General features: G+C 53.7%; 18 protein-coding genes and 3 tRNA genes. 18 read left to right on the forward strand and 3 right to left on the reverse strand.

The window, feature by feature from the left end:
• Positions 1–9 precede the first annotated feature (9 nt).
• Both bamB and der read left to right on the forward strand, forming a co-directional pair.
• Positions 10–1,389 (forward strand): outer membrane protein assembly factor BamB, encoded by a 1,380-nt coding sequence (gene bamB, locus F822_RS10435; protein WP_025041676.1) that lies wholly within the window; start codon positions 10–12, stop codon positions 1,387–1,389.
• 107 nt (positions 1,390–1,496) lie between these two features.
• Positions 1,497–2,897, forward strand: coding sequence for a ribosome biogenesis GTPase Der (gene der / locus F822_RS10440; protein WP_025041675.1), 1,401 nt, complete (start codon positions 1,497–1,499; stop codon positions 2,895–2,897).
• Between the two features lie 343 nt (positions 2,898–3,240).
• Here der and apaG read toward each other — a convergent pair whose 3' ends face one another.
• Entirely contained in the window at positions 3,241–3,624 is a 384-nt protein-coding gene (apaG, locus tag F822_RS10445; protein ID WP_025041674.1) for a Co2+/Mg2+ efflux facilitator ApaG/CorD, read from the reverse strand.
• Between the two features lie 166 nt (positions 3,625–3,790).
• Here apaG and rpe point away from each other — a divergent pair, with 166 nt between their 5' ends.
• The 3 genes from rpe to trpE all read left to right on the forward strand — a co-directional run bounded on the left by rpe (position 3,791) and on the right by trpE (position 7,032).
• On the forward strand, positions 3,791–4,474 hold the full coding sequence (gene rpe, locus F822_RS10450; RefSeq protein ID WP_025041673.1) for a ribulose-phosphate 3-epimerase: 684 nt from the start codon (positions 3,791–3,793) through the stop codon (positions 4,472–4,474).
• Between the two features lie 217 nt (positions 4,475–4,691).
• Entirely contained in the window at positions 4,692–5,420 is a 729-nt protein-coding gene (locus tag F822_RS10455; protein ID WP_407938209.1) for a phosphoglycolate phosphatase, read from the forward strand.
• A 127-nt stretch (positions 5,421–5,547) separates the two neighbouring features.
• Complete coding sequence (trpE, locus tag F822_RS10460) at positions 5,548–7,032, forward strand: anthranilate synthase component I (RefSeq protein WP_025041671.1); 1,485 nt, start codon at positions 5,548–5,550, stop codon at positions 7,030–7,032.
• A gap of 565 nt (positions 7,033–7,597) precedes the next feature.
• Here the strand turns inward: trpE and dacB are convergent.
• Both dacB and bioA read right to left on the reverse strand, forming a co-directional pair.
• Positions 7,598–9,127, reverse strand: a complete 1,530-nt coding sequence (gene dacB, locus F822_RS10470; protein ID WP_036576387.1) for a D-alanyl-D-alanine carboxypeptidase/D-alanyl-D-alanine endopeptidase — start codon at positions 9,125–9,127, stop codon at positions 7,598–7,600.
• A 53-nt stretch (positions 9,128–9,180) separates the two neighbouring features.
• Positions 9,181–10,491 (reverse strand): adenosylmethionine--8-amino-7-oxononanoate transaminase, encoded by a 1,311-nt coding sequence (gene bioA, locus F822_RS10475; RefSeq protein ID WP_025041668.1) that lies wholly within the window; start codon positions 10,489–10,491, stop codon positions 9,181–9,183.
• Between the two features lie 149 nt (positions 10,492–10,640).
• Here bioA and groES point away from each other — a divergent pair, with 149 nt between their 5' ends.
• The 13 genes from groES (at position 10,641) to F822_RS10540 (ending at position 23,513) form a co-directional block, all read left to right on the forward strand.
• Complete coding sequence (gene groES, locus F822_RS10480) at positions 10,641–10,931, forward strand: co-chaperone GroES (protein ID WP_025041667.1); 291 nt, start codon at positions 10,641–10,643, stop codon at positions 10,929–10,931.
• Between the two features lie 44 nt (positions 10,932–10,975).
• A complete protein-coding gene (groL, locus tag F822_RS10485; RefSeq protein ID WP_025041666.1) occupies positions 10,976–12,628 on the forward strand; it encodes a chaperonin GroEL in 1,653 nt (550 codons plus the stop codon).
• A 443-nt stretch (positions 12,629–13,071) separates the two neighbouring features.
• Positions 13,072–13,917, forward strand: a complete 846-nt coding sequence (gene hpnD / locus F822_RS10490; RefSeq protein ID WP_025041665.1) for a presqualene diphosphate synthase HpnD — start codon at positions 13,072–13,074, stop codon at positions 13,915–13,917.
• 179 nt (positions 13,918–14,096) lie between these two features.
• Complete coding sequence (locus tag F822_RS10495) at positions 14,097–14,855, forward strand: YciK family oxidoreductase (protein ID WP_025041664.1); 759 nt, start codon at positions 14,097–14,099, stop codon at positions 14,853–14,855.
• Between the two features lie 64 nt (positions 14,856–14,919).
• A tRNA-Leu gene (locus tag F822_RS10500) sits at positions 14,920–15,004 on the forward strand.
• A 100-nt stretch (positions 15,005–15,104) separates the two neighbouring features.
• Complete coding sequence (tig, locus tag F822_RS10505; protein WP_025041663.1) at positions 15,105–16,409, forward strand: trigger factor; 1,305 nt, start codon at positions 15,105–15,107, stop codon at positions 16,407–16,409.
• A complete protein-coding gene (clpP, locus tag F822_RS10510) occupies positions 16,409–17,050 on the forward strand; it encodes an ATP-dependent Clp endopeptidase proteolytic subunit ClpP (protein ID WP_025041662.1) in 642 nt (213 codons plus the stop codon). The genes tig and clpP overlap by 1 nt, the downstream gene beginning before the upstream one ends.
• Before the next feature lie 66 nt (positions 17,051–17,116).
• The gene (clpX, locus tag F822_RS10515) at positions 17,117–18,394 is read left to right on the forward strand and encodes an ATP-dependent Clp protease ATP-binding subunit ClpX (protein WP_025041661.1); all 1,278 of its coding nucleotides are present in this window, start codon (positions 17,117–17,119) and stop codon (positions 18,392–18,394) included.
• Between the two features lie 83 nt (positions 18,395–18,477).
• The gene (gene lon / locus F822_RS10520; protein WP_025041660.1) at positions 18,478–20,892 is read left to right on the forward strand and encodes an endopeptidase La; all 2,415 of its coding nucleotides are present in this window, start codon (positions 18,478–18,480) and stop codon (positions 20,890–20,892) included.
• 216 nt (positions 20,893–21,108) lie between these two features.
• Positions 21,109–21,381 carry an HU family DNA-binding protein gene (locus F822_RS10525; RefSeq protein ID WP_025041659.1) on the forward strand — a complete coding sequence of 91 codons (273 nt, stop codon included), beginning with the start codon at positions 21,109–21,111 and terminating at the stop codon, positions 21,379–21,381.
• Positions 21,382–21,395: 14 nt separating this feature from the next.
• Positions 21,396–21,471 (forward strand) — tRNA-Val (locus F822_RS10530).
• 17 nt (positions 21,472–21,488) lie between these two features.
• Positions 21,489–21,565: transfer RNA gene (locus tag F822_RS10535), tRNA-Asp, on the forward strand.
• A gap of 61 nt (positions 21,566–21,626) precedes the next feature.
• Positions 21,627–23,513 (forward strand): SurA N-terminal domain-containing protein, encoded by a 1,887-nt coding sequence (locus tag F822_RS10540; protein ID WP_025041658.1) that lies wholly within the window; start codon positions 21,627–21,629, stop codon positions 23,511–23,513.

Raw genomic sequence — 23,513 nt, forward strand, 5'->3', positions numbered from 1 at the left:
ATCTCAAAAATGTCCTTAAGCAAATTGATACCCATGGTGGCGCTCCCCGGAAGACTCATTCAGAGGCGCGCCAGGATAGCTGGCGCCGTACGGCAGTGCTTTCTGCTGCTGACGTCGTCATTCGTGCTTTCCGGATGCGCTGGCATGATAGATATGGGGCGTGACCTGGCAAGCAGCCTGGCGGATATCGATATTTCCGGCTTCACTGAATTGTTCGTTGGCAAGGCGCCTCAGATGAGTCCGGAGCAGATTGCTCAATTGGAGGTCATTCCGCCCGCTCGCACGTTATGGAAGGCTGGCGTCGAAGAAGGCCAGGCGGCGGTATTTCTGCCGGCATTCGAAAACGGTACGTTATATGTAGCCAGCACGAATGGTCTTCTCGTGCGTTTTAACGCGACGACGGGCAAAGCGTCGGGCGTTATCGATACGAAACACAAATTGTCGGGCGGCGTTGGCACGGGTGAAGGCCTGTTGCTGGTTGGAACCTTCAAGGGCGAAGTTCTGGCGTTCGATGAGAAAAGCGGTAATCGGTTATGGAAGGCGCAGGTATCCACCGAGGTGCTAAGTCCACCGCATGCGGCAAACGGTATGGTAGTGATTCGTACGGGAGACGGCAGAATCTTCAGCCTGGAGGCGAGCAGCGGCAAGCGCAAGTGGATTTACCAGGGCGCCACCCCATCGTTGACCGTGCGAAGTTTTGCGGGCGTTCTGATCGCGCATGACACCGTCTATGCCGGTTTCCCGGGAGGTAAGCTTGTGGCGATAAATTCATCCACCGGCAGTGTAAACTGGGAAGCCGCTGTAGCACGACCAAAAGGCGCGTCCGAGCTGGAGCGGATCGCCGATGTCACCAGTTTGCCGGTAACGGATGAGAAGCAGGTATGCGCTGTCGCCTATCAGGGACGTGTTGCTTGCTTCGAAATTACGACCGGCAATCAGATTTGGGCGCAGGATGTATCAAGCAACGCCGGCCTCGCCATGGATAACCATTACCTTTACGTAAGCGAGAATAGAGGTGCGCTGGTGGCTTACGATAAAACGGACGGCACCCGCATCTGGACGCAGAGTCTGCTGGATGGAATCCGATTGTCTCAGCCGCTCGTTCGCGAGGCTCGCATCGTAGTGGGAGATTCGTTAGGATATGTGAATCTCATCAGGAACGACAACGGCGCCATCGTTGCGCGATCCCTCACTGACGAGGGCGCCATCGTTACCCGTCCGGTGCCGCTACCTGATGGTTTTGCGGTACAAACCCTGAAGGGCGGAATTTATGCATTCGGCACGGAATCGATGGCGGCGCCGCCCCTGTTGCCCGGCCAGTCATCTTCGATACTGCGATCACCGCAAAGCCAGTTTCTCTGCGCAATGCTTCCATTCTGTACGCCGTAGTCAGTGAATTACTATCAACGAGCAGGAGTAGAAATCCGGAAAAAACCCTTTTTACAGAAGAAATGTAAAAGGGAGAAGGAATCGGCTTTTTTCGGAAAATCATTATCATGAAACCTACTCTTGTGCTGGTCGGCCGCCCCAATGTCGGGAAATCAACGCTCTTCAACCGCTTGACTCGTAGTCGCGACGCGATTGTGGCGGATATTCCAGGATTGACACGAGATCGCCACTACGGCCATGGCAGACTGGGGGATAAGCCTTATCTCGTTGTCGATACCGGTGGTTTCGAGCCAATGGCGACGGAGGGCATCCTGCATGAAATGGCCAAGCAGACACGACAGGCGATCGATGAGGCTGACATTGTTCTGTTCATCGTCGACGGCAGGCTGGGCCTGGCGCCGCAAGATAGAATCATTGCGGAGCAGCTGCGCAAAACGGGACGCAAAGTCATACTGGTGGTAAATAAAACCGAAGGCATGGCGTCTTCTGTCGTTACCGCCGAGTTTCACGAACTGGGTGTGGGCGATCCATGCGCCATTTCCGCCATCCACGGCGACAATGTCAATGATCTGGTTGAACTGGCCCTGCTGCATTTTCCCCCGCCGCAAGCGGACGAAACAAAAGACAAGCATCCGAAAATCGCCATTGTCGGGCGCCCCAACGTCGGGAAGTCAACGCTGGTGAATACCATGCTGGGGGAGGAGCGGGTCATCGCCTTCGATCAGCCGGGTACGACGCGTAACAGCATCTATATCGATTTCGACCGTAACGGCCGCGCGTATACGCTGATCGACACCGCCGGTTTGCGCCGTCGCGGCAAAGTACTCGAGGCGGTGGAGAAGTTTTCGGTAGTGAAAACCCTGCAAGCGGTAGAAGATGCCAACGTGGTCGTTCTGGTCCTCGACGCGAGCAGCGAAATTTCGGACCAGGATGCACACATCGCCGGGTTTATTCTGGAAGCGGGCCGCGCGCTGGTGCTGGCAATTAACAAGTGGGATGGCCTGAGCGAGTATCAACGCGACACCATCAAGAGCGAAATCGCCCGAAAACTGCCTTTCCTGGTGAGTTTCGCGAAGTTCCACTACATCTCGGCATTACGTGGCACCGGTTTAAAAGGATTACTCCCATCCATTGACGCCGCCTATGCCGCCGCAATGGCGCAGCTATCCACCCCCAAACTCACCCGTGTCCTGATGGCGGCGGTAGAGAGGCAGCCACCGCCGCGTGCAGGCATGTCTCGTCCAAAACTGCGTTACGCACATCAAGGTGGTTCGAATCCGCCTTTGATCGTGATCCATGGCAGGTCTCTCGATCATGTGCCCCAAACCTATCAGCGTTATCTTGAAAATATGTTTCGCGAGACTTTCAAGCTCGAGGGTACGCCGTTACGGGTGGAATTCAAGACCGGACATAATCCCTACGCCGGGAAAAGCCCGACACCTCTCAGCGAGGCGGAAGCAAAGCAAGCGCATCGCCGCCGCAGATACGGCCGAAAGAAATATGGATAATTATCCTAAATCCGGTAGTTGGACGGGGTGAAGTGTACGGTTTTTGGGGTGCAGGGCAAGGCGCAACGACGCGGAATGGTCGTTCCATTCCAAGAAGTTGCAACGCAGCCATGTGCCGCAGAAACTGTGCAATTCTCCCCGTAGCGGCCTCACCCGAAAGGTGAGCGTCAATTAATATGAAATATTGTTATAATCATGACATTGATATATTAAATGAGCGGTCAACTACCGGATTTAGGATTATCGATTTCGCTCCAGGTTTCAGTAGAGCATGGGGAGTTTCCGAACAATGCCTCGTTCTCGTCGCATGCGCCAGGGCTCGCTGAGGCTGGGTCACCGATGTCTAATGCAATATCCTCGGTACGCTCAAGATGAATTCGGGAATCGGTGCGTCGAAACGAAGGCCGTCTTCAGCCACCATCTGATAACTCCCTTTCATCGATCCAACCGGCGTCGAAATGGCAGTACCGCTCGTATACTCGAAGCTGTCGCCGGGCTTCAGCAGCGGTTGCTCACCTACTACGCCGAGACCCCGCACCTCCTGCACACCGCCGCTTCCATCCGCGATAATCCAATGCCGGCTTATCAGCTGTGCCGGGACCGTGCCGGTATTGGATAGGACGATCGTATAGGCGAACACATACCGATCGAGCGCCTCGTCCGATTGCTCCGGAAGATAGGTTGTGTGGACCTTTACCATAATTTCGTATTTTGTGCCTTCAGCCATAACCGCATTGCACACTATTTTTCACCTGACGGCAAGGGTGACGCATTATAAAATTGTCCGGGCTGACCAAATTCGAGGAGAGTGGGGGGTTTAACGGCGGAAGCTGTTAGCGTCAAGCGGCCATTTACGGTTAAAATCCAGTTTTTTGTTTACAAGGAAGCCCTTCATGGCTAATTATCGCATCGCCCCAAGCATTCTTTCCGCAAACTTTGCCAAGTTGGGCGAGGAGATCACCGCTGTTATCGATTCCGGCGCGGATTTTATTCACTTCGATGTGATGGATAATCACTACGTGCCCAATCTTACTATTGGTCCATTGGTATGCAGCGCGATCCGTCCGCTGACGGACGCGGTTATCGATGTGCATCTGATGGTTGAGCCGGTGGATCGTATTATCCCTGACTTCGCCAAGGCAGGCGCCAATATCATTTCGTTTCATCCGGAAGCCTCCCGCCATATTGATCGTACTATCGGACTTATCAAGGAACAGGGTTGCAAGGCGGGCCTGGTATTCAACCCTGCCACACCATTGAATTATCTTGACCATGTACTCGAAAAACTGGATCTGGTACTGATAATGTCGGTCAATCCCGGTTTCGGCGGACAGCAATTCATTCCCGAAGCATTGGAAAAACTCAAGGCGGTGCGCAAGCGCATTGATGAGTCAGGGAAGAAAATCCTGCTTGAAATCGATGGTGGGGTAAAAGTGGACAACATCGCCGAAATTGCTCGCGCGGGTGCTGATACTTTCGTTGCCGGTTCCGCTATTTACGGCGCAGGCAGGGACAGCGATCCGCATCGCTATGATTCGATAGTAGCCGCTTTACGCGCAGAGCTGGCAAAGGCTTGACAACAGCTTTTAAGGCAGAAAACCCGCTGAATGCTGAAAATGATCCACGCCTCAGGCGCGTGCCGAGGCTGCATTCTGGCCCAGCATGGTTGACAATGAGGCAGCGGGTTATGCCAAGGCTGTGTGATCCTGCTCCAATCAGAGGGGACCCTCAGAATTCATGAGTTCCCAGCGTTTCCGTGCAATATGATCATATCGACTAATAGGAATAACACGCGTGAACAAAAGTTTTTCTCCGATTGCGGATGCCTCTGAAGTTGAAATAGAATTTCCCCTGCCAATCAAGGCCGTGATGATCGACCTGGACGGCACCCTTCTCGATACCGCGCGGGACTTGGCCACCGCTGCCAACATGATGCTGAGGGAACTGGGCAAAGCGGAGCTTCCGCTGGAAACCATCCAGTCCTACATCGGCAAAGGTGTAGAGAAATTAGTGAAACGTTCCCTTACCGGAAGTATTGACGGCGAACCTGACGCGGAATTGCTTGACAGAGCGATGCCGATATATGAGCGCGAATACGCGAGAGCGCTGTGCAATGATACACAGGCCTATCCGGGTGTATTGGAAGGGTTGAACGCCTTGCGCGAAAGCGGTTTTGGTCTGGCTTGCGTTACCAATAAAGCTGAAGTCTTCACCTTGCCGCTGCTTCGTGCGACCGGATTGTTCGGTTTTTTCGATATTGTCGTTTCAGGCGATAGCCTGCCCAAAAAAAAACCCGACCCCATGCCTCTGCTGCATGCCTGCAAGCACTTTGGAATTCAGCCACGTGAAATGCTGCTGATCGGGGACTCCTTGAACGATGCGCAAGCAGCGCGCGCGGCGGATTGCCACATCTTTTGCGTGCCATACGGTTACAACGAAGGGCGGGATGTGCGTGAACTCGATTGCGACGCAGTGGTTTCGTCGCTTTACGAGGCAACGAGGTTGATCCGGAAATTGTCATGATAGCCAAAAAAACTGAAATTGGAAGATGCGCAGGCACCACCTGGTGGACTTGGCGCCAGGCCTTTGCCCGCTGGCGTGCTTGATCCCGCTGTGCATTCTTTCTTTTTCTGTTTTTTTGGAGTAGATCATGACGGAAGCTGAATTCAACGATCTTGCAATACAGGGCTACAACCGCATTCCAATAGTGCTGGAAACCGTTGCCGATCTCGACACACCCCTGTCTGTTTATCTGAAGCTTGCCAATCGCCCGTATTCATATTTGCTGGAATCGGTGCAGGGTGGTGAACGTTTCGGGCGATATTCATTCATCGGCTTGCCCGCTTCCACCCGCATCGAGGCACGCGGCAACCACATCAGCCTTATCCATAGCGCAGGACTGCGAGAAATCGAGGTGGATGATCCGCTGTCGTTCGTCGAATCCTATCTGTCGGATTTCAAGGCGGCGCCATACGCCGCTTTGCCGCGCTTCTGCGGGGGGCTCGCGGGCTATTTCGCATATGACACGGTGCGATATATCGAGCGTAAGCTGGCCGGTGACGTTCACCCCGGTGTCCACCCCGATAGGCTCGATACGCCGGATATATTACTGCTGCTATCCGAAGAACTGGCGGTCGTGGATAACCTTTCCGGCAAGCTCTACCTTATCGTTTACGCTGACCCAGGCGTGGCCGGCACATACCTTGCCGCCAGGAAACGCCTGAAAGAACTGTTAGCGAATCTACGCAAGCCTGTGGAGATTCCGACGGAAGCGTCATATCCATCCGGTGAGGCTGTCTCGGAATTCAACGAAACGGATTTTATTGCGGCAGTGGAACGCGCCAAGCGTTATATTTTCGATGGCGACGTTATGCAGGTAGTGCTATCGCAGCGCACCAGCAAGCCTTATGGCGCTTCACCGCTGGCGCTTTACCGCGCGCTTCGCAGTCTCAATCCATCGCCATATATGTTTTATTATCATCTCGGCGGTTTTCACGTGGTAGGCGCCTCGCCCGAGATTCTGGTGAGGCTCGAAGGCGAAACCGTGACGGCGCGTCCCATCGCCGGTACCCGCCCACGCGGAAAAACCGTACAGGAAGATGCGGCGCTGGCAGCCGATCTGCTGGCCGACCCGAAAGAACGTGCGGAGCACGTGATGCTGATGGATCTGGGGCGTAACGATGTCGGGCGCGTTGCGCAGACCGGCACGGTAAAAGTCACCGAGAACATGCAGATCGAGCGCTATTCCCACGTCATGCATATCGTTTCCAATGTAGAGGGTAAGCTCAAGCCCGGCCTGAACGCAATGGATGTACTGCGTGCCACCTTCCCGGCGGGAACCGTAAGTGGCGCTCCCAAGGTGCGGGCGATGGAAATTATTGATGAGCTGGAAGTTTCGAAACGTGGAATTTACGCCGGCGCCGTCGGTTATCTGGGATTCAATGGTGATATGGATCTGGCTATTGCCATTCGCACCGGTGTCGTCAAGGATGGTACGTTGTATGTGCAGGCGGGTGCCGGTATCGTTGCCGATTCCATCCCGCGAAGTGAATGGATAGAGACGCAGAACAAAGCCAAGGCACTACTGCGCGCGGCGGAGATCGCGGAAGCGGGTCTGGATAGCAAGATTGAGTAGAATGATGTCATTCGTCGCGCCACAGCGGATGATACTTGGATACTGGATGCGCTGCTGACGGTCGGGCTTGTTCAACCTAAATCTGGCAGTTGGACGGGGTGGAGTGGGCGGTTTTTGGGGTGCAGAGCAAGGCGCAAGGACGCGGAATGCGACCGCGTAGGGCGGAGCAGTGCCTTCCGCAGGAAGGTGCGACCCCGAAGCGGGATGCGGGTGCCCCTTGCATGTAGAGCGCGATCGCGGCATCCCCTGCGCTGCCCGATCCCCGCTTCACGGGGCCCCTCTGGCGACGCTTCGGGGCGCCATTCCATCCCAAGGAGTTGCAACGCAGCGCTGTGCCGCAAAAACTGTTCAATCCGCCTCGTAGCGAGCTCACCAAGAAGGTGAAGCTCACGGAGTTACGAAAAATCCTTTTCGATTATAGTGTTAACCAGGAAAATAAGCGGTCAACCGCCGGATTTAGGTTCATATGTTTGTGGCAGAGCCATCGCAATCAGGGTAGCGATGCAAGCTAGCCGTGAATCAAACTGACCTCCTCGTATTCTCGCAGGAGATTAATCAGTCGCCGTCACCGCCTTTCATAAGCCCATTCCAGCAGCGCATCCATGGCGGGCTGGGCACTTCCCGACCTGGAATGATTGACTAGAAAAACCACGACCACGCGCCTTCCTGATTTTTCAAGTACGTAGCCGGCCATGGTTTTCACCCCTTCGAGCAGGCCGGTCTTGATATGGGCCTGGCCTGCCGTGGCGCTGCCGTTCAGCCGTTTCTTCATGGTGCCGTCCACCGCCGCGATCGGCAGGGAGGAGATGAACTCGGGCATTGCCGGGCTTTGAAATGCCGCGAGTAGAAGCTCTCCCAGGTGACGAGCACTGATGCGCTCGTTGCGGGATAATCCCGAGCCATTTTCCATGATCAGCTCAGGGAAATTCAACCGTTTGGACCCGAGCCATCGTTGAATCGCCGTGTTCGACTTCGCCAGTGTCGCACGCGGTTTATATTTACTGTCACCCGTACCGTTGGTTGCGCTGATACTCTCGCCGGTAGCGGTCGCTGTAGACACGCCTCCAGCCATATCAGCCGGGAGACCGGTAGTCAGCCCGAGTGCAAGATACAGTTGCCGTGCGGCGGTATTGTTGCTGAATTTATTGATGTCGCGAACAATGTCCGTAAGCGGAGGGGATTGATGAATTTCAAGTGGCGATATTCCTTCCGGCGCCGCGCCCGTTCTTACCTTGCCACGAAATACGCCGCCCTGTTCCTCCCATAAGTGCCGAAAGAGGCTGAAGATATAGTGTGCGTTATCGTGTACGCTGAGAAACAGGGTTTTTTCGCCGCAATCGCTGGAATAATTCCCGTTGAGCAGGACCGATACGCGACCGTTGTCCTTGACGGCGGTACGAATATCGGTACCGAGCGCGTCGCGCCATTCGCTGCATGGGCCACTGGTAAGCGTCAGGTTATTTTGAAGGTCCAGCGAGGCCGGCAGTGGATCGACAACAATCCGAACGGTTTTGCTTCCAGGCTGAGGAATCAGGCGCAGTGCCAGCGTCCGGTAGTTTACCAGCAGTGCTTCGGGGAGGACGTTGTAAGCGCGGTAAGGCTTGCCATCGAAGGCCGCAGGGTCGCCGTTGGGCAGATCGAAATGACTGCTATCCAGTACCAGGTCACCGGTAATTTCGCGTAATCCCGTCTGGCGCAGGCGTCGCGTGAGCAACCAGAAATTTTCGAGATTCAGCTTGGGATCCCCGTAACCCTTGATCACCAGGTCGCCGCGCAGCGTGCCATCCTCCACTATTCCGCTGGCGTACGACTCCGTGTTCCAGGTATAAGCCGGGCCCAGCAGCTCCAACCCGGCAAAAGTAGTGACAAGCTTCATCACCGATGCCGGATTCATCGCCGCGTTGCCATTAACGGCTAACAGCGGCTTGCTCGCGCCGATTTCGTGAACGTAAACACCAATTGCAGACTCGGGAATCCGTGCTTGCTTAAGCGCTCTGTCGACAGATGCGGGCAGATTGTGAGACGACGCGGACAACGGCACGGCGGCGGATATGAAACACAGGGCAGCAAGTACATGCTGATGCAGAATTTTCATTTATCTACGCATGTGCGCGCGATTTGCATGGTGTTTATTGCTTGCGTTGATTTTTACCATGAATCGAGTGCCCGCAAGGTTCCTGCTACCAGCAAATCCATTTCCTGTTCATCGATCGTATACGGCGGCATGAAGTAGACGGTATTTCCAAGCGGACGCAACGATAATTCCTGCTTGAGGGCCGCCTGAAAAAATTTTCCGGAAAAATCCGGGTCGGGCGTCTCAACGTCGAATGCCCAGATCATGCCGCAGTTACGGAAGTTTTTTACCCCTGGGTGGAACGCGATCGGTTGCGCCGCATGGTTGAGATAGCTGGCCTTGATGCGATTGGCTTCAATGACCTTATCCTGTTCGAAAATATCCAGCGTAGCCAGCGCGGCGCGGCAGGCAAGCGCATTACCCGCATGAGTATGGGAATGCAGAAAACCGAGCGCAGGCTTGTCGTGATAAAAAGCGTTAAAAATCCCATCAGTGGCCATCACCACCGACAGGGGCAGGTAACCCGCACTCAAGCCTTTTCCGAGACACAATAGATCGGGAACGATATCGGCCTGCTCGCAGGCAAACAGGGTTCCGGTCCTGCCAAAGCCAACCGCGATTTCATCGGCGATCATGTGTACGTTGTACTTATCGCATAGCGCTCGCGCCAGCTTCAGGTAATCGGGATGGTACATACCCATTCCCGCCGCCCCCTGTACGAGCGGTTCGACAATAAGTGCCGCGGTTTCGGTATGGTGTTGTGCGAGATAGGCTTCAAGTGCGGCGGCGGCGCGCAGTGCATAATCGCCATGGGATTCCCCCTCAGCCGCATAACGCCAGTCCGGAGTTGGGACGTGCGTACTTGGGCGCAATAGCGGAGCGTAGATATCCTTGAACAGCGCCACATCGGTGACTGACAACGCCCCCAGCGTCTCGCCGTGATAATCGTTCTGCAAGCTTACGAAGCGATTTTTTTCGGGATGGCCCATGTTGTGCCAGTAATGGAAGCTCATCTTCAGCGCGATTTCCACTGCGGATGCGCCATCGCTGCTGTAGAAGCAATGGCCGAGCTTCCCCGATACCAGTTTGCGCAGGCGCTCCGATAGTTCCACTACCGATTCATGCGTGAAACCCGCAAGCATGACATGTTCCAGCTTATCAAGCTGGTCACGGATGGCAGCATTGATGCGAGGGTTGGCATGACCGAACAGATTGACCCACCAGGAACCGATAGCGTCGAGGTAGCGCTTGCCCTCACTGTCATAAAGCCACACGCCTTGACCTCGGACGATTGGGATGAGCGGCATCGATTCATGCTGTTTCATCTGGGTGCACGGGTGCCACACTGTCTTTAAACTGCGTTCCTGCAAGTATTTATTGTTCATCTACTTGAAATTCACCCTCATAGACCATATTATTAGCACTCGTTAGCAGTGAGTGCTAACAGATTTGTGATAAATCCAAGGATCAGGCCGTCAATACGGCTTTTCCCAGATTTCGTCGTTTTGATTTTTTAAAACAGGAGAAAGAAAACATGCAGATTCGTCCATTACACGACCGCGTTATTGTCAAGCGGCTGGAAGAAGAACGCAAGACCGCATCCGGTATTGTCATTCCGGACAGTGCCGCGGAGAAGCCCGATCAAGGCGAAATTGTCGCGGTCGGCAAAGGCAAGGTCGGCGATGATGGCACCATCCGTGCGTTGGAAGTGAAAGTCGGCGATAAAGTGCTGTTTGGCAAATATTCCGGACAAACGGTAAAAGTATCCGGAGACGAACTTCTCGTGATGCGCGAAGAAGACATCATGGGCGTTATCGAAGGTTAATTTTTACCTTACACAACATTTTCTGGAATTAGGAGAAAAAGATTATGGCAGCAAAAGACGTAAAATTCGGCGATTCAGCCCGCCAAAAAATGGTTAACGGGGTCAACATACTGGCCGACGCAGTCAAGGTTACTCTTGGGCCCAAAGGCCGCAACGTAGTATTGGAGCGTTCCTACGGTTCGCCCACCATCACCAAGGACGGTGTTTCAGTAGCCAAGGAAATCGAACTGAAGGACAAGTTCGAGAATATGGGCGCGCAAATGGTGAAGGAAGTCGCCAGCAAGACCTCGGATGTGGCCGGTGACGGCACCACGACTGCTACCGTACTGGCGCAATCCATCGTAAAAGAAGGCATGAAGTATGTTGCCGCCGGGATGAACCCGATGGATCTCAAGCGGGGCATCGACAAAGCTGTTACCGCCACGGTTGAAGAACTCAAGAAGTTTTCCAAGCCCTGTACCACCGGAAAGGAAATCGCGCAGGTAGGCAGCATTTCCGCCAACTCGGATCCCGAGATCGGCAAGATCATTGCCGACGCAATGGAGAAAGTAGGTAAGGAAGGCGTAATCACGGTCGAAGACGGATCCGGGTTGCAAAACGAGTTGGAAGTGGTCGAGGGTATGCAGTTCGATCGCGGCTATCTTTCACCCTATTTCGTCAATAATCCCGACAGGCAGATCGCATTGCTGGATAACCCTTTTATCCTGCTGCACGATAAAAAAATATCCAACATCCGTGAATTGCTGCCGGTACTGGAACTGGTAGCCAAGGCCGGCAAGCCACTCCTGATAATTGCTGAAGATGTGGATGGTGAGGCGCTCGCGACGCTGGTGGTGAACAATATCCGCGGTATCCTCAAAACCTGTGCAGTCAAAGCGCCAGGGTTTGGCGATCGCCGTAAAGCCATGCTCGAGGATCTCGCCATTCTCACAGGCGGTACCGTCATTGCCGAGGAAGTTGGTCTGTCTCTGGAAAAGGCAACGCTGCAGGAACTCGGTCAAGCCAAGCGCATTGAAATCGGCAAGGAAGAAACCACCGTCATCGATGGTGCGGGCGATACCAAGAACATCGAATCCCGCGTCAAGCAGGTCCGCAACCAGATTGAAGAAGCGACCAGTGATTACGACAAGGAGAAATTGCAGGAGCGCGTGGCAAAACTGGCAGGCGGCGTAGCGCTGATCAAAGTCGGCGCAGCTACGGAAGTTGAAATGAAAGAGAAGAAAGCGCGTGTTGAAGATGCGCTTCACGCAACCCGGGCGGCGGTGGAAGAAGGTATCGTTCCCGGCGGTGGCGTTGCCTTGTTGCGTGCCCGTGCTGCAGTGGCCAGCATCAAAGGCGACAATGCCGATCAGGACGCGGGTATCAAGATCGTTCTGCGTGCGCTGGAAGAACCGCTGCGCCAGATTGTGGCCAACTGCGGCGATGAGCCCTCGGTGGTGATCAACAAGGTACTGGAAGGCAAAGGCAATTTTGGCTACAACGCCGCCACCAGCGAGTATGGCGACATGGTGGAAATGGGCGTGCTGGATCCTACCAAGGTCACGCGCTACGCCCTGCAGCACGCTGCTTCGGTGGCGAGCCTGATGCTGACCACCGACGCTCTGGTGGCAGAACTGCCTAAGGACGAATCCGGTGGCGGGGGCGGTATGGGCGGTGGCATGGGTGGTATGGGCGGCATGGGCGGCATGGATATGTAGGGTTTGCCGCTGCCGTAGTAAAACGCAGCAAAATAAAAAACCCCGCCCCGGTGGGGTTTTTTATTGTATAAAGCGTTCTGGAGAAAATGAGCGGCTATTTTTACAGCAGCCCATACCTGACGTTTTGAAGATGTACTCGTGATGTGCAGGGACCTTTGAATAATTGCCGGATTTTGCCGGCGCAGTTGCAATAAGTGGTACACCCAGAGAAGATTTGCTCAGGAGTTCCTTCTGGATTCGTTATTTTTGCAGGAACCGGACGCTCTACGATTTCGACGCTATCATTGCACATTACATTGATAGGCTTCATCTCCTGCAGGCTTCCAATTGGATGGATATGTTTTGCGCAGGACGCATAGGTGATGGCAGCCAGTCGAAATGATGGGTATTCCGATGTTACGGCAATGCAGTGGTGGCAAATATTCCTTCCATAATAATTTATCATGACCCCAGACCAGTATTGCCAGGAGAAAGCTGTTCAAAGCGGTTCCAGCTTCTATTACAGTTTTCTCTATTTGCCTTTGGAAAAACGCCGTGCCATTACTGCGCTATATGCGTTTTGCCGTGAAGTGGACGATGTGGTGGACGAATGTACCGACGCATCGGTGGCGCGCACGAAACTCGCCTGGTGGCGGCACGAAGTCGACGCGATCTTTTATGATGGGCAGGGAAACAAGCCGAGCCACCCGGTGGCGAAAGCGCTGGCAGAAGTGTCACCGACTTTCAATCTCACTGCTCAGCGGCTGAAGGAAATCATAGACGGCATGGAAATGGACCTTGACTATAACCGCTATGCAGATTTCGAAACCCTGAGGCACTACTGTTATCACGTGGCCAGCGTGGTAGGGCTTTGTTCCGCAGAGATATTCGGCTATCAAAATCCGAAAACCCTGAAATATGCGGAAGACCTGGGACTCGCGTTCCAGCTTACGAATATCATACGGGATGTAGGGGAGGATGCGTGCCGCGACCGCATTTACCTGCCCCAGGATGAGCTCGCCCGTTTCGGGGTAACCAGCGAAGACATACTCAACTCCCGCGAAACCGATGGCTTCCGGCAATTGATGGAGTTTCAGATCGAGCGTGCAGAAAGTTATTACGTCCGGGCTTTCGCAGCGTTGCCTGCGGAGGATCGCAAAAACCAGCGGCCGGGAATCATCATGGCCGGGATATATGAAGCGTTGCTGAAGGAGATCAAGGCGGACGGCTGCCACGTCCTTCGTCAGCGTGTGAGACTTACGCCGATGCGTAAACTATGGATTGCATGGACGACCTGGATGAAAGGGTAGGCACGTCGCCCCACCGATTCCGGCTGGCATTGGCAAAGCTGGAGCGGCCGGCGCGCACCATCAACTAGCGGGAATTACAACATCATGCTGACGCAGTAAGCACAATCTGGAATCGGTGCCGCCTGGTAGCCTGTTTCAGGATATGGCCAGCAGGATTTTTTTAACCGATAAACTCCTCTATGAATCAATTCGAAAATTACACGCCGTCCAAGGATCTGCTCAAGAACCGGGTGATCCTTGTCACCGGGGCGGGGCAGGGAATGGGCCGGTCTGCAGCGCTGGCATACGCCGCGCATGGCGCAACCGTTATATTGCACGGACGTAATGTCAAGAAACTGGAAAGCGTGTACGATGAAATCGAGGCGGCGGGAGGAGCTCAGCCGTCAATTTTTCCACTTGACCTCGAAAAGGCCGAAGACAAGGATTTTGCCGCAATTGCCCAAGCCATTAAACTGCAATTAGGCCGGTTGGACGGCATTTTGCACAATGCGGCGCTCCTGTTCAGTTTGACCCCGCTCGCGGCGCAGACACTGGACCAATGGCTGGCGCTGCTGCGAGTCAATCTCATTGCTCCATTTGCATTGACGCGAGCCTGCCTGCCATTGCTGAAAGCGTCACCGGATGGGAGCGTCGTTATGACATCGGATACACATGGTCACGCGCCTGCCGCCTATTGGGGCGGCTTTGCAGTGGCGAAGGCGGCAATAGAAGCGTTGGTAAAAATTCAGGCCCAGGAATGGGAAATACTGCCAAACCTGCGCATCAACGTTTTAATCCCCGGGCCGGTGCATACGCCGCAACGAACCCGGACTCATCCCGCCGAGATCAAGCAGGACATGCCCCAGCCGCAGGATTTAATGCCATACTATTTGTACCTGATGGGCCCTGATAGTAAAGCACTCAGCGGCGAAACGGTATTTTGCCGGGGCGGCGCGTAGTACAGGCTGCTGTAGCTGAAAGAAAAATGTATAATTGTTCGGTACCAATGAAACAAAGCGGCCTGCGAAAGTGGCGGAATTGGTAGACGCACCAGATTTAGGTTCTGGCGCCGAAAGGTGTGGGGGTTCGAGTCCCCCCTTTCGCACCAGGGAGTAGTAAGCGGTCTGAGCGATAGCGCATCTTGACGGCTGTCGCGTTCCCCCTGGTCGCTAACGCTGCACAATGTTATCAACCAGTCAGGAAATGCAATGCAAACGAATGTCGAAGACCTTGGTGCACTGGAGCGCCGCCTTAACGTTTCGGTTCCCCAGGAGAAAATCGAGACGGAAATTGAAAGCCGCTTGAAGCATTTGGCACGCACGGCGAAATTACCCGGTTTTCGGCCGGGAAAAGTGCCGTTGAAAATCGTCATGCAGCAGTATGGTCCGCAGGTGCGACAGGAAGTGATCAGCGATGCGCTGAAGAAGAATTTCAGCGAGGCTGTGCGCGAGAAAAACCTCAGAATCGCTGGCTATCCTCGTTTCGAACCCAGGCAGCCAGCAGAAAATGTGACCCAATTTGAATTCAGCGCGACATTTGAGGTCTATCCAGACGTAGTTGTGGGAGACTTGAGTGCTATTCGCGTCGAACGGCCCGTGGTCGATATCTCGCAATCCGATATTGATAATACGGTAGAGGTTTTGCGCAAACAACGCGTTCAATACGAACCTGCGGAACGGGGGGCACAGCCGGGCGATCGCATCAATATCGATTATCATGGTCGCATCGATGGCGTGGAGTTTGCAGGAGGTAAAGCCGAGAACTTTACCTTGGTGCTGGGCGAAGGGACGTTACTCAAAGACTTCGAAGAACCGCTGATTGGCATGAGCGCCGGACAGGTCAAAACATTTGAAGTTACCTTTCCGGCAGACTATCATGGTAAAGAGGTTGCCGGAAAGACCGCCGTATTTGAGGTGACTTTAAACGGGGTGGAGTCTTCAAGACTACCCGATGTCGATATGGAATTCGCCAGATCGCTGGGTGTCGCCGATGGCGATATTGAAAAAATGCGCGTCGAAATCGAGGCCAACCTCAGGCGTGAGGCGTCTCGGCGTATAAAGACCAGACTTAAGGAACAGGTCATGCAGGCGCTTCTTGATGCAACCAGCATCCAGGCGCCCAAGGCCCTGGTGGAGATGGAGCAGGAGCGCTTGATGCAGGAAGCGCGCGAGGAACTGGCGTCGCGTGGTCTGAGCGCCAAGAACTTGCCGTTGCCTGAGGATTTGCTTCTGGAAAGAGCGCAACGGCGCGTCAACCTGGGATTGATTTTGGGAGAGCTGGTAAAAAGCCACGGCCTGCATCCAAAACCCGAGCAGGTGCGTGCGGTGGTAGAGGATCTCGCGCAGAGTTACGAAAATCCGGCGGAGGTGATCAAATGGCATTATTCCGTACCGGATCGTCTTAATGAGGTCGAGTCCGCAGTGCTGGAAGACAACGTCGTGATGTGGGTATTGGAGAAGGTCGCAGTGGCGGATAAATCAGTGACTCTAGATGAGCTAATGGGAAGATCATAATGCAGCAACTTGACTGGAAGCAGCGTAGTCTCGAGCCGAGCGGGTTGGGTCTGATTCCCATGGTGATCGAGACCAGTGGAAGAGGCGAACGCGCATACGATATCTATTCTCGATTGCTGAAAGAGCGGGTCATATTCCTGGTGGGTCCGGTTACCGAGGGGTCCGCGAACCTGATCGTGGCACAACTCCTGTTTCTGGAGTCTGAAAACGCGGACAAGGATATTCATTTTTATATTAATTCTCCCGGTGGCCTGGTTTCTGCCGGGATGGCGATTTACGATACCATGCAATATATTAAACCCGATGTCAGCACGCTCTGCATAGGGCAGGCGGCAAGCATGGGATCGTTGTTGCTGACGGCCGGTGCCAAGGGTAAACGCTTCTGCCTCGCCAACTCGCGCGTTATGATCCATCAGCCGTTAGGGGGCTTCCAGGGGCAGGCTTCGGACATTGAGATACATGCGAAAGAGATTCTGTTTCTAAAAAACCGGTTGAATGAGTTGTTGGCGAAGCACAGCGGCCAAAGTATAGAGACTATCGAGAGAGACACGGACCGGGATAACTTTCTCAGCGCCGAACAGGCGGCGAAATACGGTTTGATCGATGCTGTGCTGACTTCCAGGAGTGAAAGCACCAGTTGAAAAAGATAGGGTGGAAGTGATTGCTGGTCTACGAGCGCAACGGCTCGGATAATGCGGGATAAAACTATGTCAGAGAAAACTGGCGGTGAAAAACTGCTTTATTGTTCCTTCTGCGGCAAAAGTCAACACGAAGTGAAGAAGCTCATTGCCGGCCCATCGGTATTCATTTGCGATGAATGTATCGAGCTTTGCAATGACATCATTCGTGAGGAAATACAAGGCGCTGAAGCTGCCAAGCTTACGAAGTCGGATTTGCCGGTGCCACATGAAATTTGCCAGATCCTGGATCACTATGTAATTGGCCAGGAGCAGGCGAAGAAGATCCTGTCGGTAGCGGTTTACAACCACTACAAACGGCTGAGAAACCTGGCAAAGGCGACGGATGCCGATGAAATCGAGCTGGCGAAGAGCAATATTCTGCTCATCGGCCCGACGGGCTCGGGCAAGACATTGCTTGCGCAGACGTTGGCGCGATTGCTTGATGTGCCTTTTGTGATGGCTGACGCGACAACGCTGACCGAAGCAGGCTACGTCGGCGAAGATGTGGAAAATATCATCCAGAAGCTGCTCCAGAAATGCAATTACGATGCAGAAAAGGCGCAGCAAGGGATAGTCTACATTGATGAAATTGACAAGATTTCGCGCAAATCGGACAACCCGTCAATTACACGGGATGTTTCAGGAGAAGGCGTACAGCAGGCCCTGTTGAAACTGATCGAAGGGACCATCGCATCGGTACCGCCCCAGGGGGGGAGAAAACACCCCAATCAAGAGTTTGTGCAGGTGGATACCACCAACATTCTTTTCATTTGCGGCGGTGCTTTTGATGGACTCGACAAGGTAATACGCGCCCGATCCGAAAAGGGAGGAATAGGTTTTGGCGCCAATGTGAGAAGCCGCGACGGGCGGAAGGACTTCGGTGAAGTATTACGAGGCGTGGAGCCTGAAGATCTGGTCAAATATGGCCTGATACCGGAATTCGTCGGACGTCTGCCCGTGGTCGCAACGCTGGAAGAACTGGATGAGTCGGCGTTGATTCAAATATTGACCGAACCAAAGAACGCGCTCATCAAGCAGTACCAGAAAATGTTTCACATGGAGGGGGGCGTCGATCTCGAATTCCGCGAGCAGGCCCTCAAAGCAATAGCCAAGAAGGCGCTGGCGCGAAAGACCGGGGCGCGTGGTTTGCGTTCCATTCTGGAGAGTGCCCTGCTGGACACCATGTTCGATCTTCCATCGCTGGAAAATGTTGCCAAGGTAGTAATCGATCATGGTTCGGTCAATGGCGATATCAAACCCATCCTGATCTATTCAGATAAGCCGAAGGTAGCCAAGAGCTGTTAATACACGTCCCGTATTTGCATTGTCCGTTGAATTTCTCCGCGGCGTCCCCATAACTCTTGTTTGTCTCTTATAGGTGAGCCGACATGTCTTCTCCAGTGAACGATCCTACTCAAATTTCATTACCGCTGTTACCGTTGCGCGATGTCGTCGTTTTTCCGCATATGGTCATTCCTCTTTTCGTTGGAAGGCCTAAATCCATAAAAGCGCTGGAAATCGCCATGGAATCCGGCAAGAGCATCTTGCTCGTGGCTCAGAAATTTGCAGCCAAGGACGAGCCGGCGCCGGAAGATCTCTACGGCGTCTCCACCGTTGCAAACCTGCTGCAAATGCTCAAATTGCCGGACGGTACCGTCAAGGTGCTGGTGGAAGGCGGCCGCCGCGCACGCATTATCAACGTGACCGACGATGGCACGTATTTTTCCGGTCAGGCAGCATTACTGCCTCCGGATGCTATTGATAACCATGAAGTTGAAGCAATGCGGCGCGCGATGCTGGCTCAATTCGACCAGTATGTAAAGCTCAACAAAAAGATTCCTCCCGAAATATTGACTTCCCTTAGCGGCATAGATGAAGCAGGGCGTCTTGCTGACACAATTGCTGCTCATTTGCCCTTGAAACTTGAGCAAAAGCAGGAAGTGCTGGAAATTTTCGATGTGCCGAAGCGCTTGGAACATCTGCTGGGATTGCTGGAAACCGAACTCGATATACTTCAGGTGGAAAAACGCATTCGTGGGCGCGTCAAGCGTCAGATGGAGAAAAGCCAGCGGGACTACTATCTCAACGAGCAGGTGAAAGCTATCCAGAAGGAGTTGGGCGAGGGTGAAGACGGCGCCGATCTGGAAGAAATCGACAAGAAAATACAAGCAGCCCAGATGTCCAGGGAAGCTCGCGCCAAGGCAGAGGCAGAACTGAAAAAACTCCGGTTGATGTCTCCAATGTCGGCGGAAGCCACGGTGGTTCGCAATTATATCGATGCGCTGGTCGCGCTGCCGTGGAAAAAAAGGAGCAAAATCAGCAAGAACCTCGGTGCTGCCGAGGTCGTGCTTGAGCAGGACCATTACGGGCTCGAGAAGGTCAAGGAGCGAATCGTCGAGTACTTGGCTGTGCAGCAGCGGGTGGATAAACTGAAAGCGCCCATTCTTTGTCTGGTAGGCCCTCCCGGAGTGGGCAAAACTTCGCTGGGACAATCCATTGCACGTGCCACCAACCGCAAATTCGTGCGTATGTCGCTGGGCGGTGTTCGTGACGAGGCCGAGATACGCGGCCATCGCCGCACTTATATCGGTTCGATGCCCGGCAAGATACTGCAAAACATGACCAAGGTGAGCGTCAAGAATCCCCTGTTTCTACTGGATGAAGTGGACAAGATGGGTATGGATTTTCGTGGCGACCCCTCATCTGCACTTTTGGAAGTTCTTGATCCAGAACAAAATAATTCTTTTGTGGATCATTATATCGAGGTTGAATACGACTTGTCCGATGTCATGTTTGTCGCCACCGCGAATACGCTGAATATACCGCCGGCGCTGCTTGACCGCATGGAAGTAATCAGGTTGTCGGGCTATACGGAGGATGAGAAGCTGAACATTGCCACGCGCTACTTACTGCCTAAACAGATAAAAAACCATGGGTTGAAGGAAAACGAACTGGCGGTCTCCGAGTCTGCACTGCGCGATATTACGCGCTATTACACGCGTGAGGCCGGTGTACGGGCAATGGAACGGGAAATCTCGAAAATTTGCCGTAAAGTCGTGAAGGCACTCCTGCTGAAAAATGATCAAAAGAAGATTACGATCACCGGACGGAATCTCGACAAATATCTGGGCGTAAGACGCTATACGTATGGCGTTGCGGAAGAAAAAAACCAGGTAGGACAGGTTACGGGTCTGGCGTGGACCGAAGTGGGGGGCGAACTATTAACTATTGAAGCTGTGGTGTTGCCTGGCAAGGGGAAAACCATCACAACCGGAAAATTGGGTGAGGTGATGCAGGAGTCGGTTCAGGCCGCCCTCTCGGTAGTGCGCAGTCGCTCACGAGCCTTGGGTATTGCCGACGATTTTTATCAGAAGAACGATATTCATATTCACTTGCCCGAGGGTGCGACACCCAAGGATGGCCCGAGCGCAGGTATCGGTATTTGCATTGCGATGGTATCGGCTCTGACCGGTATTCCGGCTCGGGCGGCTGTGGCAATGACAGGGGAGATTACGTTGCGTGGCGAGGTTCTGCCTATCGGCGGCCTCAAGGAGAAACTGTTGGCGGCGCATCGCGGCGGCATAAAAACGGTGCTGATCCCGGAGGATAACGTCAAGGACTTGGCGGAGATTCCAGAAAATATTAAAAATAGACTGGATATTCATCCGGTGAAATGGATAGATCAGGTACTGGATCTGGCCTTGGAGCGCAAACCGGAACCGCTTCCCTCCGCCTCACCCGTATCCGCTCCGGCTCCGGTTGCGGCCGAAGGGGGCGTAGCGAGCGTTGTTATCAAGCACTAAAGATTTCTGCCCCATGTCAGTCGATGGGGCAGAAAGCAAGCTGTATAGACCATTTTTATTTTCGGCCTTTCATTTTGGATAAGATTCCTGCGTAAAATGTAGTATGAAACGTTCTCTGAAATATTTTTACAATTGCTTGACCAAGCACAAGCGGCTTGATATAAAACCGATTGCAGGGTTTTTGTAACTCTTTAACAATAACGAAAGGGGAATCACGTGAATAAATCCGAACTTATCGATGCCATCGCCAAATCTTCCGACATTTCCAAAGCCTCTGCGGGAAATGCGCTGGACGGTGCATTGTCTGCTATTAAAGCGGCTTTGAAAAAAGGCCAAAGTGTCACCCTGGTTGGATTTGGAACTTTCAAAGTGGGGAAGCGCGCGGCCCGCACCGGCCGGAATCCCCGCACTGGCGCAGCTATCAAGATTGAAGCTACCAAGGTACCGAAATTCAGCGCTGGCAAGGCGCTCAAGGATGCAGTAAACTAGCGTCCTTTAAATCGGGGTGCTTAGCTCAGTTGGTAGAGCGTCGCCCTTACAAGGCGAATGTCGGCGGTTCGACCCCGTCAGCACCCACCAGTAGCTTTTTGATCGTTGGAGTGGTAGTTCAGTTGGTTAGAATACCGGCCTGTCACGCCGGGGGTCGCGGGTTCGAGTCCCGTCCACTCCGCCAGATTTTGGCTTAAACCAGGGCGAACGCAAGTTCGCCTTTTTTATTCATTTTCTGCCCATCAATGTTTGATTTTGTCCATAAAAAAAGACGAATCGTCCAGGTCATCCTGGCGCTCGCCACGCTGCCATTCCTGTTCTGGGGTCTCGAATCATATCAAAGCAAGGAGGGCGAAGATCAAGTTGCGCTCGCGGCCGGCGAAAAGATCCTTCGTCAGGAATTCGATCAGGCCGTGCGCAATCAGAAGGACACCATGCGGGCTTCGATGGGAGCGGGCTTTGACGATGCCCTACTGGATAAGCCCGAAGTGCGATCCGCAATATTGGAAGGGTTGATTCAGCAGCGTTTACTGAAGCATGAAGCATCTCGCTTGGGATTGGCTGTGCCGGATGCCCAGCTTGTGGAAACAATACAAAATATCTCTTCATTTCAAGAAGACGGAAAATTTTCCAAGCCGCGCTACGAAGAACTGCTGCGTGGACAGGGGCTCAGTCCGCAAGCATTCGAAGCACGGGTGCGCCAGGAACTGATGCGCCAGCAGTTGATCGCGCCTTACAGCGAAAGCGGCTTCATTTCCGATACGGTAGCGGAGCGGGTCCTTCGGTTGAGTGAAGAAAAGCGCGAGGTTAGCCTGGTTCAAATACGGCCGGAACAGTTTCTGGGCCATATCAAACCTGATGATGCGGCCATCAAGTCATACTATGACAGTCATCAGGCTGAATTTCAATTGCCGGAACAGGTACGGCTCGAGTATCTGGTGTTATCGCTGGATGAGCTCATTAAACAATCGCATGTCAGTACTGATGAAGCGGAGAAGTACTTCGACGAGCACCGGGGTGAATTCGGGCAACCCGAGGAGCGCCGGGCGAGCCATATTCTTTTGAGCGCGCCTGCCACGGCGCCGGAATCGGAGAGAGCGGCGGCACGCGCCAAAGCTGAGCAGCTGCTTATCGAAATTAAAAAATCACCGGAACGCTTTGCGGATCTTGCCAGGGAATATTCCCAGGATCCGGGTTCTGCGGCCAAAGGCGGTGACCTTGGTTTCTTTGCGCGCAACATGATGGTCAAGTCTTTTGAAGACGCGGTTTTCCAGATGAAGCTGGATGAGATCAGCAAGGTGGTCGAGACGGATCATGGTTTTCATATCATTCAGCTTTCCGCCATCAAGAACGCGGAACCGGTCAGTTTTGACAAGGTAAAAGGTCAGGTTGAGCAGGACGTGAAGAAACAGAAAGCCGAGAAGGTTTTCGGCGAAATGGCGGATGAATTCAGCAATATGGTATATGAGCAGAGCGATAGCCTGCAGCCCGCCGCCGAGAAATTCGGCTTATCCATACAGCAGAGCGACTGGACTGGAAGAAACGGCGGCCAGCCACCCTATTTCACCAACGAAAGGCTGCTGCAAGCGGCTTTTTCGGACGATGTCATCAAGGATAAACGCAACACCGAGGCAGTCGAAGTTTCGCCGAACACGCTGGTTTCAGCGAGGCTATTGAATTACCGGCCAGCGACTACGCTCTCCATAACGGAGTTGAAGGATAAAATTTCCGGGCTTATCGCGCGGCAGGAAGCTGACAAGGCGGCTATCAATGAGGGAAAGCAGAAGCTCGCGCAACTGCAGGAGGGCAAAGACGAGGCCGTTAAGTGGGGCGCTACCCAGCAGATTTCCCGCAAGGAGCCCCATGGTCTTGACAACGAAACCCTGCGGGCGGTTTTCAAGGCCGACGCGACAAAACTCCCGTCCTATACCGGGATTGCGAATCCCCAAGGCGGTTTTACCTTGATTCGCGTCGAGCATGTCACCAAACCAGCCCCGCCGGAGGCAGCACAACAACAAGCTTTTGCCAGACAATTGCAGCAGTTGATTGCCCAGGAGGAGCTCTCGGCTTATCTGGCCGGGGTGAGAAAACGGTATGAGGTATCGGTGAGTAACGAGAACCTGGAGAAGTAG

The sequence above is a fragment of the Nitrosospira briensis C-128 genome, from assembly GCF_000619905.2.
In the GTDB taxonomy this organism is placed as follows: Bacteria; Pseudomonadota; Gammaproteobacteria; order Burkholderiales; family Nitrosomonadaceae; genus Nitrosospira; species Nitrosospira briensis.